The sequence below is a fragment of the Acidocella sp. MX-AZ02 genome, assembly GCF_000306035.1.
Taxonomy (GTDB): domain Bacteria; phylum Pseudomonadota; class Alphaproteobacteria; order Acetobacterales; family Acetobacteraceae; genus Acidocella; species Acidocella facilis.
On the sequence record NZ_JH976207.1, the window covers coordinates 275,608 to 288,178 of the forward strand.

General features: G+C 65.0%; 12 protein-coding genes and 1 tRNA gene. 1 reads left to right on the forward strand and 12 read right to left on the reverse strand.

The window, feature by feature from the left end:
* Positions 1-120 precede the first annotated feature (120 nt).
* The 5 genes from yacG to MXAZACID_RS01345 all read right to left on the reverse strand — a co-directional run bounded on the left by yacG (position 121) and on the right by MXAZACID_RS01345 (position 2,113).
* Positions 121-270, reverse strand: a complete 150-nt coding sequence (yacG, locus tag MXAZACID_RS01325) for a DNA gyrase inhibitor YacG (protein WP_008492205.1) — start codon at positions 268-270, stop codon at positions 121-123.
* Positions 267-1,121, reverse strand: coding sequence for a ribonuclease E/G (locus MXAZACID_RS01330; protein WP_008492206.1), 855 nt, complete (start codon positions 1,119-1,121; stop codon positions 267-269). The genes yacG and MXAZACID_RS01330 overlap by 4 nt, the downstream gene beginning before the upstream one ends.
* The gene (locus MXAZACID_RS01335) at positions 1,118-1,678 is read right to left on the reverse strand and encodes a nucleoside triphosphate pyrophosphatase (protein ID WP_039884649.1); all 561 of its coding nucleotides are present in this window, start codon (positions 1,676-1,678) and stop codon (positions 1,118-1,120) included. The genes MXAZACID_RS01330 and MXAZACID_RS01335 overlap by 4 nt, the downstream gene beginning before the upstream one ends.
* Complete coding sequence (gene infA, locus MXAZACID_RS01340) at positions 1,663-1,866, reverse strand: translation initiation factor IF-1 (RefSeq protein ID WP_371137072.1); 204 nt, start codon at positions 1,864-1,866, stop codon at positions 1,663-1,665. Before infA ends, MXAZACID_RS01335 begins: the two co-directional genes overlap by 16 nt.
* A 172-nt stretch (positions 1,867-2,038) precedes the next feature.
* Positions 2,039-2,113 (reverse strand) — tRNA-Val (locus MXAZACID_RS01345).
* Positions 2,114-2,185: 72 nt separating this feature from the next.
* On the opposite strand from MXAZACID_RS01345, the gene MXAZACID_RS01350 reads away from it, so the two are divergent.
* Entirely contained in the window at positions 2,186-3,508 is a 1,323-nt protein-coding gene (locus MXAZACID_RS01350) for a chloride channel protein (RefSeq protein WP_008492209.1), read from the forward strand.
* A gap of 123 nt (positions 3,509-3,631) precedes the next feature.
* On the opposite strand, the gene MXAZACID_RS01355 is transcribed toward MXAZACID_RS01350, so the two are convergent.
* The 7 genes from MXAZACID_RS01355 to fmt form a co-directional block, all read right to left on the reverse strand.
* Positions 3,632-5,821 carry a prolyl oligopeptidase family serine peptidase gene (locus MXAZACID_RS01355; RefSeq protein ID WP_168118369.1) on the reverse strand — a complete coding sequence of 730 codons (2,190 nt, stop codon included), beginning with the start codon at positions 5,819-5,821 and terminating at the stop codon, positions 3,632-3,634.
* Positions 5,822-5,906: 85 nt separating this feature from the next.
* Entirely contained in the window at positions 5,907-6,374 is a 468-nt protein-coding gene (locus tag MXAZACID_RS01360) for a hypothetical protein (RefSeq protein ID WP_205619716.1), read from the reverse strand.
* 203 nt (positions 6,375-6,577) lie between these two features.
* Positions 6,578-9,988, reverse strand: a complete 3,411-nt coding sequence (dnaE, locus tag MXAZACID_RS01365; RefSeq protein WP_008492213.1) for a DNA polymerase III subunit alpha — start codon at positions 9,986-9,988, stop codon at positions 6,578-6,580.
* A 40-nt stretch (positions 9,989-10,028) separates the two neighbouring features.
* Entirely contained in the window at positions 10,029-10,379 is a 351-nt protein-coding gene (locus MXAZACID_RS01370) for an STY0301 family protein (RefSeq protein WP_205619717.1), read from the reverse strand.
* Positions 10,348-10,728: a BPSL0067 family protein gene (locus MXAZACID_RS18110; protein WP_083878400.1), complete on the reverse strand. Its 381-nt coding sequence runs from the start codon at positions 10,726-10,728 to the stop codon at positions 10,348-10,350. Before MXAZACID_RS18110 ends, MXAZACID_RS01370 begins: the two co-directional genes overlap by 32 nt.
* A 177-nt stretch (positions 10,729-10,905) precedes the next feature.
* Positions 10,906-11,667: a tRNA pseudouridine(38-40) synthase TruA gene (truA, locus tag MXAZACID_RS01380; RefSeq protein WP_008492215.1), complete on the reverse strand. Its 762-nt coding sequence runs from the start codon at positions 11,665-11,667 to the stop codon at positions 10,906-10,908.
* Positions 11,664-12,569, reverse strand: coding sequence for a methionyl-tRNA formyltransferase (fmt, locus tag MXAZACID_RS01385; protein ID WP_008492216.1), 906 nt, complete (start codon positions 12,567-12,569; stop codon positions 11,664-11,666). The genes truA and fmt overlap by 4 nt, the downstream gene beginning before the upstream one ends.
* Positions 12,570-12,571: the final 2 nt, after the last annotated feature.

Sequence of the window (12,571 nt, forward strand, 5' to 3'; positions counted from 1 at the left end):
CGGTGTCCCCGTCATTTCCTAGAGCAATATGTGTTTAGATTGACGCGCCAGCGTCAAGATAAACACATGAAATTGCTCGCTAAAACAAAACTTAGAGCATCAAGCTAAAGGCTTGATGCTCTACTCCTGCTCCTCATCCTCTTGCTCCGGCGGGGCGGGGAGGGCGTAGCTGTCATTCAGCCAGCGGCCGAGATCGATCTCGGCGCAGCGGCGGGAGCAGAAGGGCTTGTGCTCCGGCGTGGCGGGTTTGCCGCAGATCGGGCATTTCATCGGGGCAGGACCTCATGCAAAGGCGGGCGGATGCGCGGGCGCGACAGTTCGGCGAAGCCCAGATGCGACAGGCCGAGCAGATGGGGCCGCAGCGGGTCGGCCCGCAGCGCCAATCGTAGCGGTTCGATCAGCCGCTCGCGCTGGGCTGGCTTCAGCCCGGCGAAATCGATCAAAATGCCGCCGCAGAGATTGCGCAGCACGATCTGCCGGGCGATTTCGGGAATGATCGCCTCATTCAGCGCCAAAGGCGGCATCTGGCTGGCGGTGCTGGCGTCGATATCCAGCAGGGTCGCGGCGGGGGCGGGGGTGATGTGCAGCTTCGCGCCGTGGGGCAATGCCGCCACCGGTTCATGGAGCGCTGCGATTTCGTCTTCCAAAACCGCATCAAATGCCTTTGAATCATGGCGCATACGGCCTTCCAGTAAAGGTCGTAGCGTTGCAATCAGGGCGTAATCGTCGAGCACGACCGCCTCATCCGGGCAGCGCGCGGCGAGGTCCAGGAGCGGGCCGGGGCCGCGTTCGACGAGGCCGATTATCTCGCCGGGCGGGCGGGACAGGGCTTTCAGCCTGGGGCCTTTGCCGCCTTGCGCCGCACGGGTGACGGCGACGCTGACATGGTCACCGATATTCAGGTGTTTGGCCCCGGCGCTGTCGGGCATGAAGCCGCTCAGCTCGCCGCCAAGCGCCAGGAAACAGCCGGCCAGCGCCTTCTCCTTGGCATCGACCCGGGCTGTATAGACATCGCCGACACCATCCGGGGCGTCGCGGTTCCAGAGGTAGAACTCCACCAGCTCATCCCCGCGCAGCCGGGCGATGCGCACCAGCGCGCCGCGCACCGAGGCCGCGATCACCGCCAGCCCAGCCCGCGCAGCAGCTTGGCGGTTTCGTGCAAAGGCAGCCCGACCACGCCGGAATAGGAGCCGGAGAGGAAATCGATGAAGCTGGCCGCCAGCCCCTGGATGGCATAGCCGCCGGCCTTGCCGCGCCATTCCTCGCTGGCGAGATAATCCTTCATCTGCGGCGCATCGAGCCGGGCGAAGCCGACCACCGACTCGACCACCCGGCAGGCGATTCGCCCATCCGGCGCCCGCACGGCCACCGCGCTATGCACTTTGTGCCGGCGCCCGGAGAGCAGGGCCAGATAGGCAGCGGCGTCTTCACGCGACTCGGTTTTATGCAGAATGCGCCGGCCGGCGGCGACGACGGTGTCGGCGGCGATGACGAAGCCGTCCGGCTCGGGACGCAGCTTCTCTAACGCCATGCGCCGCGCAAAAGCGCGGGGCGTTTCGCCCGGTTGGGGCGTCTCGTCGATCTCCGGGGCGGCGATGCGGGCTGGTTCGATGCCGATCTGCCGCAGCAGCGCCAGGCGGCGCGGGCTGGCCGAAGCCAGAATTACTTGAAGCGGAATGTGATCCGGCCCTTGGTCAGGTCATACGGCGTCATTTCGACATTCACGCGATCGCCGGCCAGCACGCGGATGCGGTTCTTGCGCATCTTGCCGCTGGTGTGGGCCAGAATCTCGTGGTCATTATCCAGCTTCACGCGGAACATGGCATTCGGCAGCAATTCAGTGACCATGCCGCTGAATTCGATCATATCTTCTTTAGACAAACACACCTCGATGATGAAAAACAGGAAATCCTGCGCCCAAATGGGCCCCAACGCTTGCCGCGTCAAGGTTTTTAGGCGCCAGGCCGTTTGGTGGGGGCCGCATGAGGGCGCCGCGCCGCAAGGTTAATATACTGATTTTACAGGAAAAAACCGGATATGGTGGGCACAACAGGGATTGAACCTGTGACCCCCACCATGTCAAGGTGGTGCTCTACCGCTGAGCTATGTGCCCATATCCGTGGAGGGGCTATTAGCGATGTTGGGAACAGGAGGCAAGAGGTTGGATTACAGGCTGGGAACGCCAATGCGGCGTTTGCCCCATCTGGCGGGGCGTTTCTGGCGGCGGCGCGCGGCTTTCTGGGGCGGCGCCTTGTTGGTGGGGGCGGTGAGCGTGCTGTTCGCCCGGGCCGCCGACGGTGCCGAACATTTGTTTTTTCACTACGACTCGCGAGTCTGGCTGGCGCCGTTGCTGGTGACACCTTTGGGCTATGCGTTTTGCGCCTGGGCGGCGGCGCGGGTGTTCCCGGGCTCGCAGGGCAGCGGCATTCCGCAGGCGATCGCGGCGCGGGAAATTCCGCGCGGCATGGCCAGGCGCAGGCTGCTTTCGGTGCGGATGTGTTTTGCCAAGATCGGGCTGACGGTGGTGGCGCTGATGTGCGGCGCCTCGGTGGGGCGCGAGGGGCCGACGGTGCAGGTGGGGGCGGCGATCATGCTGCAAGTGGCGCGGCTGCGCGGCTTGCAGAATGAGCGCGGGCTGATCCTGGCCGGCTCGGCCGCCGGTATTGCCGCCGCCTTCAATGCGCCGCTGGCCGGGGTGGTGTTCGCGATCGAGGAGATGAGCCGCTCCTTCGAGGTGAAGACCAACGGCATCGTGCTGACCACGGTGATCATTGGCGGCCTGGTCTCGCTCGGGCTGACCGGGAATTATACCTATTTCGGCACCTCCAACGCGGCCATCCAGGGGCTGGGCGGTTGGGGCATGGTGGTGCTGTGCGGCAGCGCAGGGGGGCTGCTGGGCGGGCTGTTCAGCCGGCTGATGATGGATATCGGGCTGTGGGCGAAAAGCTGGATTGCGGTGAATGCGCGGGTGCGCGGGCTGGCTTATCCGGCGGTGTGCGGGCTGCTGGTGGCGATTCTGGGGATTTTGTCGCATGGGAGCAGTTTCGGCACCGGCTATGCCACCGCCAAGGCGGCGGTGGAGGGGGTTACGCCGCATTGGTATTTCTGGCCGGCGAAATTCCTGGCGACGCTGATCACCGCTGTTTCTGGCATTCCGGGCGGGATTTTCGCGCCCTCGCTCTCGGTGGGGGCGGGGCTGGGGGCGTGGATTGCCGGCGAAGGCGGGCGGGCGGCGAGTGTCGGCGCGCTGCTGGGCATGGCGGGGTATTTCTCCGGCGTGGTGCAGGCGCCGATGACGGCCTTCGTGATCATTCTGGAAATGACCGGCAATACCGGTTCGGTGATCGCGGTGATGCTGGCCTCGATGCTGGGGCTGGGGACGTCGAAGCTGGTCTGTCCGCGCCCGCTTTATCATGAGCTGGCGCATGGCTTCATGCCGCCGCGCCGCACGGCGATGCCGGTGGCGCTGCGCGAGCCGGGGCATAAGGCTGAAGAAAAAGAGTTATAAAAGTTTTTTTGGTGCCGCTTTTTTACAAAAAAGCGGCGAGGAGGCCTGGGGTTTTGACGACGGCGTTGCATACGCCCGGCCGTTTTTGCCGCTTTTTGAAAAAAGCGGCACCAAAAACTTTTGCTACCCTGGTTGAAACCCTGGATGCCCCGTCCGCCAGAGGGTGAAGGCCATGATGTCCGCCGTCTCGGCATCGCGTTGCGCGCGGGTGGCGCCGAAGCCATGGCCGCCATCATCCTCCACCCGCAGCAGGATCGGGTTTTTCGAGGCGGTGGCCGCCTGCAGCCTTGCGGCCATCTTCGTCGCCTCCCAGGGCGAGACGCGCGGGTCATGCAGCCCGGTGGTGAGCAGCACCGCGGGGTAATCCACCCCGTCATGCACATGCTGGTAGGCATCCATGGCGAACAGGTCGTGAAAGCCGCGTTCGGTTTTCACGCTGCCGAATTCAGGGATGTTGGGCGGGCCGTTGGGGGAGAATTCGGCGCGCAACGGGTCCGAAACGCCGACCATGGAAATCGCCACCGCCGCCAGCTCCGGCCGCTCGGTCAGCAGCCGCCCGACCGTGATGCCCCCGGCCGAGCCGCCGACCACCCCCAGCGTGCGATGGCCGCAATAGCCCTGGTCGATGAGATGCAGCGCGCAATCCTCCGCATCCTGCCAGCTGTGATATTTCTCCGCCTTCATCCCGGCCAGATGCCAATCCTCGCCCAGCTCGCCGCCGCCGCGCACATGCGCCACCGCGAACACCGCGCCCTGATCCAGAAACGGCAGCCAGCGCCCCATGAAGGCCGGATCCAGCGCGATGCCGTAAGCGCCGTAGGCTTCCATCAGCAGCGTCGCCGAGCCGTCGCGCGTCAGCCCCTTGCGGTAGAGCAGCGAGAGCGGCACGCGCACGCCATCGCGCGCCGGGGCGAGCAGGGTTTCGGTGGTATAGGCGGAGACGTCGATGTCCGGCTGCGGGGCGAGGCCGGTTTCAGTGATCTGGCCATCGGCGCCGGCATGGCAGAACACGCACGGGCGCACCCAGCCTTCCAGCGGGAACCATAGGCCTTCCTGGGTGGGGATGGAAAAAGCCAGATCGGGGTCGAGCGCGCCGGGAAAGGGCAAGGCCAGGGCTGTGAGTTTGCCGTCATCGCCGAGATGGCGCAGCCCCGCCAGGCCAGCGTCGCGGTCGATCAGATAAAGCCCGTTTTTCGCCGCCATGATGGCGCGGATGACCGGCCGGCCGGTGGGCACCATTTCCTGCGCGTCGGCGAAATGCGGGGCGGCGGCGGTGAGTTTCACCACCCGGTAATGCGAGGCATGCTTGTGGGTGAGCAGGAAAATCTCGTCGCCGCGCACGGCGAAATCCGTCACCTGGTCGGCTTGTGTGCAGATCGGCTGCCAGTCCGGCCTGCCGGCCAGCAGAGCCGGCAGGCGGGTGAGATAGAGCGCGATCTCATTGCGCACGCCTTCGTTGATCTGCGCGATGATCAGATCCGAGCCCGGCGTGGCGATGAGGGTGGGGCTGTCGATTGGATTAAGCGCGATGTTGGCGGACAGGCCCGGCCCGAGCAGCCTACGGTCCTCGCCACCATTCAGGAGATGCAGCCAGGCGCTTGAATTTTCCTCATAGCGCGGATCGTCGATGGGGACGTCCTGGTTGCGGGTATAGAAGAAGCCGGCGCCATCGGGCAGCCAGCTGGGATTCGCATCATCCGTGCGGGTGAGGGCGAGCGGGGCGATCTGGCCGGTTTCGACCTCCAGCAGCCGCAGCACGGAATGTTCCGAGCCGCCTTGCGAGATGCCGAAGACCAGATGCGTGCCGGCCGGCGAGGCCTGCCACCAATCCAGCGCGGCGTGGCTGGATTGGGTGGAGAAGCGCATCGGGTCCAGCAGCAGCCGGTCGGCGCCGTTCTGCCCGTCGCGGACATAGAGGCGGGTGGTTTGCGCCTCTGGCGGGCGGCGTTCGGTGAAGATCAGCCTGCCGCCGGTCTGCAGCCCGGCAACGAGGGTGAGGGCGTTGGAATTTTCGGCAATGGCGGCGGCGAGGCTGTCGCGGCCGGGGATGTGGGAGAGCACCGCTTCGGCATAGGCGGCCTGGGAGGCGGTGCAGGCGCGCCATTGCGCATCCTCTGCCTCCATCCAGCGATACGGGTCCGAGACGTGCTGGCCCCAGAGCGTTTCGCTGAAGGGGCGGGAAGGGAAGGGGAGCGGCTGGTTGGCAACCGTGATGGGGCGCGGGGTGACGTAAGGGCGGGCGGCCCGGGCGGTGCCGGCCAATGCCAGGGCGGTGCCGGCGGCGAGCAGCGCGCGGCGCGAAAGGCGAGGCATAGGCGGCTCCAGAATGGTCTGTTGGCGCATCATCGCGCGCCGGCGGGTGGCGTCAAGCGTCACCCTTAAACCTCATCATGTCGTTTCAGTGACGATAACCCGGTGCGGGCGGCCAGTTTTGCAGGGTCTGCCAGGCATCGCGCGTCAGCAGCAGATTCGTGCCGGCGGGGCATGGCGCGTTCGCGGCGGTGGCGGCGCCGGCCCAGACCAGCACCACACCGTCCGGCCGGATGGCGAGGCTGGAGAAGCTGCCGCCGCCCTGGCGCAAGGCGGCCTCGGAGATCGTGCAGGCCTGGCCGGGGGCGGCCAGGGCGCCGGTGAGGATATAGGCCGTGAGCTGGTTGGGCAAAGCCGGCTGGTGGCCGCTGGCCCTGGCGGCGCCGCCGGCGGGCATGGCCAGCAGCTGGCCGGGGGCCGGCGGCTGATGGGTGAGGCGCGCGCAAAGCATCAACGCCACGAACAGCGCGGCGGCGATGAGATAGGAGATCAGCGGTGTGCCGGAATGGACCATGCGCGGGTCCGGGCGCGGGGCTAACAGCAGCTTTGATTTCAAAGGCTTGGAGGCAGTTGGGCGAGTGGTGCTGGACTTATTCGCCTGGTCTTTGGGCGTTTTGCGCATTTTTTGTCACCTTTTCTGCCTTCCATTTAGGCGATTCTGTGCCGTTTGCGGAGGGGGAAAGATGACGAGGCGGGGTTAATTCAGTGTGAAGGCGGTTTCAGGGGGCTGTGAAAAGGGATGCGCAAGGAGGACCCTCCTCACGCATCCTCCACCAGCTCCACCCCCGCAACAAGTTTCACTGCCTGGGCCAGGCGCGGGGAGACGTTGAAGCCGCCGGGCAGGCGCAGCTCCGGGCGCGTCGGCGTGCCGGTTTTGGGCAGCAGGATGATTTGGCCCTTGCCGCGCCCCTCGCGCTCCAGCAGGGCTTTCAGCGAGGGCACGGCGTCCTCGCGGTCCAGCCAGATTTTCAGCCCCGCCCCGGCATCGCGGGCGGCATTGTCAAGCAGCTGGATGTCGTTGGCGGTGAGGCGCAGCGATTCGCCGTCCAGCTTGGCCTCGGCGGAGACCAGCAAAGCGGTGCCTTCCTGCAGCATTTCGCGGGAGCGGTTGAGCACTTCGGAGAAGAGCGTGACCTCGAAACTGCCCTGCATGTCCGACAGGGTGAGCCACATCATCCGGCTGCCGGTGCGGGTGATGCGCTCTTTCTTGGCGCCCACGGTGCCGGCGAGTTTCACCCGCGCGGTACCGTTTTCCGCCTTGCGCTGGATGGCGCCGGAGGGGGTGACGTCCAGCGCCTTCAGCGCGCGCGCATACATGTCCAGCGGGTGGGCGGAGATGTGAAAGCCGATGGCTTCGGCCTCGAAAGCCAGGCGCTCGCTCTCCGGCCAGTCCGGCCCTTGGGGTAGGCGGATTTTCTCCGGCTCGCCGCCACCGAACAGGCCGATCTGCCCGCTTTCGCGCTCGGCCGCACCGGTCTGGGCGGTGCGCATGATCATTTCCGCGGCGCCGAAGATGCGCTGGCGGTTCTGATCCAGACACTCGAAGGCGCCGGCCTTGGCGAGGATTTCGATTTGCGCCCGGGTGAGGGTTTTGGGATCGATGCGGGCGGCGAAATCGTCGATGGATTTGAACGGCGTGTCGCCACGGGCTTTGACGAGTTCCTCCATCGCCCCCATGCCGATGCGCTTGATGGCGCCGAGCGCGAAGCGGATGGCGTAGCTGCCATCCTCCTGCAATTCCACCTGGAAATCCGGGCCGGATTTGTTCACATCCGGCGGGAGGACCTTGATGCCGTTTTTCATCGCATCGGCGCGCAGCAGCGCCACCTTCTCGGTGTTGGCGATGGAGAGGGACATACAGGCGGCGATGAAGGCAACCGGATGGTTGGCGCGCAGATAGGCGGTCTGGTAGGAGACCAAAGCGTAGGCGGCGGCGTGGGATTTGTTGAAGCCGTAATCCGCGAATTTCGCCATCAGGTCGAAAATCTCGTTGGCCTTCTCGGGGGTGAAGCCTTTCTCCGTGGCGCCTTTCAGGAAGATTTCGCGCTGCGTGTCCATTTCGGCGCGGATCTTCTTGCCCATGGCGCGGCGCAGCAGGTCCGCGCCCGCCAGCGTGTAGCCCGCCATCGCCTGGGCGATCTGCATCACCTGTTCCTGATAGACGATGATGCCGTTGGTCTCGGCCAGGATGTGATGGATGGAGGGATCGGGCGCTTCCCAGGGCGCGCCGCGTTTGCGGTCGCAATAATCAGGGATGTTGGCCATCGGGCCGGGACGGTTGAGGGCCTGGATGGCGACGAGATCCTCGAACCGGTCCGGGCGCATCTGCGCCAGCGCGCCGCGGAAGGCCGCGGTCTCGAACGTGAACACGCCCGCGGTGTCGGCGCGGCTGATCATGTCGTAGGTTTTCTTGTCATCCAGCGGGATTTTGGAGATGTCCAGCTCCACACCCTGCTGGCGCATGAATTTCAGGCAGCGATCGATGATGGTGAGGGTGGTGAGGCCCAGGAAGTCGAACTTCACCAGCCCGACCTGCTCGACATATTTCATCGAATATTGGGTGACGAGAAGATCCGAGCGCGGATCTTTATAAAGCGGCACCAGCTTGACCAGCTCGCGGTCGCCGATGACCACGCCGGCGGCGTGGGTGGAGGCGTGGCGATAGAGCCCTTCGATCTGCTGGGCGATTTCCATCAGCCTTGCCAGCGCCTCGTCGGAATCACGCATGTCCTGAAGTTTCGGCTCGCCTTCGATGGCTTCCTTCAGCGTGACGGGCTTGGCCGGGTTGTTGGGGATCAGCTCCGCCACCTTGTTGACCTGGCCGTAAGGTAGGCCGAGCACGCGGCCGACATCGCGCACCGCCGCGCGGGCCTGCAGCTTACCGAAGGTGATGATCTGCGCCACCTGGTCCGCGCCATATTCGCGGACGACGTATTTGATCACCTCGTCGCGGCGTTCCTGGCAGAAATCGATATCGAAATCCGGCATCGAGACGCGCTCTGGGTTGAGGAAGCGCTCGAACAGCAGCGCGTAACGCAGCGGGTTGAGGTCGGTAATGCGCAGCGCCCAGGCGACCAGAGAGCCCGCCCCCGAGCCGCGGCCGGGGCCGACCGGGATCTGGTGATCCTTCGCCCATTGGATGAAGTCCGCGACGATGAGGAAGTAGCCGGGAAAGCCCATCTGCACGATGATGGTCAGCTCGAATTCCAGCCGGTCCCAATATTCCTTCTGGGCCTCGCCTTCGATATTCTCGAAATCCAGGCGCGCGCGCAGCCCTTCCTCGGACATGGCGCGCAGCGTTTCTTCCTCGGTGGCGCCTTCGCGGACTTTCGGGCAGCGCGGCAGCAGCGGTTTGCGCGTGCTCGTCATCACCGTGCAGCTCTGGGCGATGGCGAGCGTGTTGTCGCAGGCATCTGGCAGATCCGCGAAGAGTTCGCGCATCATCGCGGCGGGTTTGAACCAGTGCTCGGGGGTCACACGGCGGCGGTCCTTCTCCGCCAATACGCGGCCTTCGGCGATGCAGAGCAGCGCGTCATGCGCCTCATACATTTCGCGCTTGGCGAAGAAACATTCATTGGTGGCGACGAGAGGCAGCGCGAATTCCTCCGCCAGGAGCAGGAAGCCGGGTTCGGTGGCTTGCTCCACCGGCTCGCCATGGCGCTGGATCTCGATGGCGAGGCGCTCCGGGAAGGCCGCGTGCAGCGCGGCGAGATAGGCGCGGGCCTCGTCGATCTGGCCTTCCGCCAGCAGCCGGCCGATCGGCCCCAGCGCGCCGCCGGTGAGCAGGAACAGCCCCTCGCTGAAGTCGCAAAGCTGCTCACGGGTGATTTGCGGCTTGATCGCATCGCCGGTGAGGAAGGAGAGGGAGGAGAGTTTCTGCAGATTGGCGTAGCCGGCCTCGGTCTGCGCCAGCGCCACCACCGGGTCCGGCGGCAGGTTGAAGCCAAGGCGGGTGAGGGCGAGCTGGCAGCCGATGATCGGCTGCACGCCGGATTTGGTGCAGTACTGGGTGAATTCCAGCGTACCGAACATGTTGGAGCTGTCGGTGATCGCCACCGCCGGCATGTTGTCGGCGGCGGCAAGGCTGGCCAGCTTGTCGGGCTTGATCGCGCCTTCCGAGAGCGAGTAGGCGGAATGGACGCGAAGATGCACGAAATCAGCGTGGGGCATGGCGCGAATTTACACGCCCCGGCCGGGGGCGGCTACTGTGTTATTTTTCGCAGACCGCCTGGAAGGGCTGGCCGCCGGCCTGGCAGCGTGCGGCGCCTTGGGCGTGGAGGGTGATGATCTTGTCCGTGCCGGCATATTTGCAGACCAGATAGGGGTCCGCGTTGCGGACATCCCAGCGGTCATAGGCGCCGGATGGAATGGGGATGAGATCGGCCATTTCACCGGGCGGGCCATCGAACAGCGAGGCGTTGTTAAGGCGATGCGAGTCGCCATGCGGCGTTAATGATGCCGGGCACCGCCAGGGGGCAGCAAACGCGGCTTGGCCGAGCATGAGGCTGAGTGCTGAAATGGCGGCCACTCTAGTCCACGACATAATATTGATCTCCATCATCCACCTTGATGCCGGTGCCTTTTTTGAAACGGATCAAGCGCTCATGGACCGGTTGCGTCGTACTATGACCTTTCCATTGATCCAGGACGAGGATGCCATGAGCGTTCTGTCCCAAATAGATAGCCCCATGGCTGCTACCATCGAGATGATTTCCATAGCGTCCATTCACATCGAATGTCGCGATAATGGTGCCGATGGGGAGGTTAGCCCCCTTTACGCGTTCGCCTTTCCGCCAAAAAGGAGTCGGTGGAATCGTCGTCACGGCGTGAACGAATGCGATGCATTGTCCGTCTCCGACAGATTTGCCCATAAGAGACTTGGCTTTCATCAAATTTGCAACGTAACTCATGCGATTTGTCTCTCATTTGATTTTATTTTAGTCTCAAATCGATATCAACGGCTGCTTCGCCAGCCGGTTTATAAGGCCATTATAAGTGAGGGGTTTGAGGTATTCATGGCGTCCTCGGACGAGATGAAGTCGATGAAATATTGGAGGGACCGGGCGATTATCAATTGAGCAGCGCGATCAGGCCAGTTCAAGCGGCGGATCATATTCTACCCCGGTGAAATACAGCCCTTCCGCCGGGGCGGTCTGGCCGGCTTTGGGGCGGGATTGGGCGGCCAGGATTTCCGCCATGCGCGATTCGGGCCAATGGCCCTCGCCGACCATTTTCAAAGAGCCGATCATGTTGCGCACCTGATGATGCAGGAAGCTCCGTGCGCTGGTTTCCATGATCACCTTCTCGCCCTCGCGATGCACCGAGACGTAATCCAGCGTGCGCATTGGGCTTTTCGCCTGGCAGGCGGAGGCGCGGAAGGAGGAGAAATCATGATGGCCAAGCAGATGCTGCGCGGCGCGGTGCATGGCCTGCTCGTCCAGCCGGGTTTTCACATGCCAGACGCGGTTCACCTCCAGCGTCGGCGGTTGCGGGCGGTTGAGGATGACATAGCGATAGGAGCGGGATTTGGCGGAGAAGCGGGCATTCCAGCCCGCCGGCGCCACCCCGCAGCGCAGCACCGCGATGGGGTGCGGCTTCAAGTGAAAATTCATCGCCTCGCGGATGCGGTAGGGGGTGAAATCCGGCAGCTCGATCTGCACCATCATCGCCAGCGCATGCACCCCGGCATCGGTGCGGCCGGCGGAGATGGCTTCGGTGATTTCCGCCCCGCCGCGGATGCGCGACGCGGCTTCCTCGATCACCTGCTGGATGGCGAGGCCGTGTTTCTGCCGCTGCCAGCCCATGAAGGGGGTGCCGTCATACTCGATCTCCAGCGCCCACAGGGTCAATAGAAGCGCGCCCCTTCGGGGAGCTTGGTGCCGCGCAGGAAATCGGCGGTGGACATGGCGTTTTTGCCGGCGCGTTGCAGGCGGGTGATGCGCAGCGCGCCCTCGCCGCAGGCGATGGTGAGGTGGTCATCCAGCATCGTGCCGGGAATGCCTTCGCCCGCCACCACTTCGGCGGCGAGGATTTTCAGCACCATGTCGCCCATCAGCGCCAGCGCGCCGGGCCAGGGGAAGAAGGCGCGGATGCGCCGTTCCAGCTGCGCGGCGGGCAGGCGGAAATCCAGCCTGGCATCCTCGCGGGAGAGTTTGGGGGCGTAGTTGGCCAAAGCCTCGTCCTGGATCTCGGGCGTGCTGGGGCTGGCGAGTTCTTCCAGAATCAGGCGTGCGCCGATTTCGGCCAGGCGGTCATGCAAATCGGCGGCGGTGTCCTGCGGGCCGATGGGCGTCGCGCCCTTGCGCAGCATCGGGCCGGTATCCAAGCCTGCTTCCATCTGCATGATGGTGATGCCGGTCTCGTCATCCCCGGCTTCGATGGCGGCCTGGATGGGGGCGGCGCCGCGCCAGCGCGGCAGCAGCGAGCCGTGGATGTTGAGGCAGCCGCGCTTCGGCGCGTCCAGGAAGTCCTGCGGCAGGATCAGCCCATAGGCGGCGACGATGGCGGCATCGAGATCAAGGGCGCGGAAAGCGGCCAGCTCTTCCTCGTTGCGGCGCAGTTTCGGCGGGGTGCGCACCGGCAGGCCGAGCTCAAGTGCTGCGGCATGGACGGGGCAGGGGGTTTCGCGCTGGCCGCGCCCGGCGGGTTTGGGCGGCTGGGCATAGACCGCCGCCACCTCATGCCCGGCGGCGACCAGAGCGCGCAGCGCCGGCACGGCGAAATCCGGCGAGCCCATGAAAGCCAGCTTCATCG

What these genes read in the sequence shown, in the direction of transcription:
- MXAZACID_RS01370 (WP_205619717.1), bottom strand. Translation starts at nt 10,379, where the DNA reads ATGATGGAGATCAATATTATGTCGTGGACTAGAGTGGCCGCCATTTCA.
- dnaE (WP_008492213.1), bottom strand. Translation starts at nt 9,988, where the DNA reads ATGCCCCACGCTGATTTCGTGCATCTTCGCGTCCATTCCGCCTACTCG.
- infA (WP_371137072.1), bottom strand. Translation starts at nt 1,866, where the DNA reads ATGATCGAATTCAGCGGCATGGTCACTGAATTGCTGCCGAATGCCATG.
- MXAZACID_RS18110 (WP_083878400.1), bottom strand. Translation starts at nt 10,728, where the DNA reads ATGAGTTACGTTGCAAATTTGATGAAAGCCAAGTCTCTTATGGGCAAA.
- MXAZACID_RS01355 (WP_168118369.1), bottom strand. Translation starts at nt 5,821, where the DNA reads ATGCCTCGCCTTTCGCGCCGCGCGCTGCTCGCCGCCGGCACCGCCCTG.
- fmt (WP_008492216.1), bottom strand. Translation starts at nt 12,569, where the DNA reads ATGAAGCTGGCTTTCATGGGCTCGCCGGATTTCGCCGTGCCGGCGCTG.
- yacG (WP_008492205.1), bottom strand. Translation starts at nt 270, where the DNA reads ATGAAATGCCCGATCTGCGGCAAACCCGCCACGCCGGAGCACAAGCCC.
- MXAZACID_RS01350 (WP_008492209.1), top strand. Translation starts at nt 2,186, where the DNA reads ATGCGGCGTTTGCCCCATCTGGCGGGGCGTTTCTGGCGGCGGCGCGCG.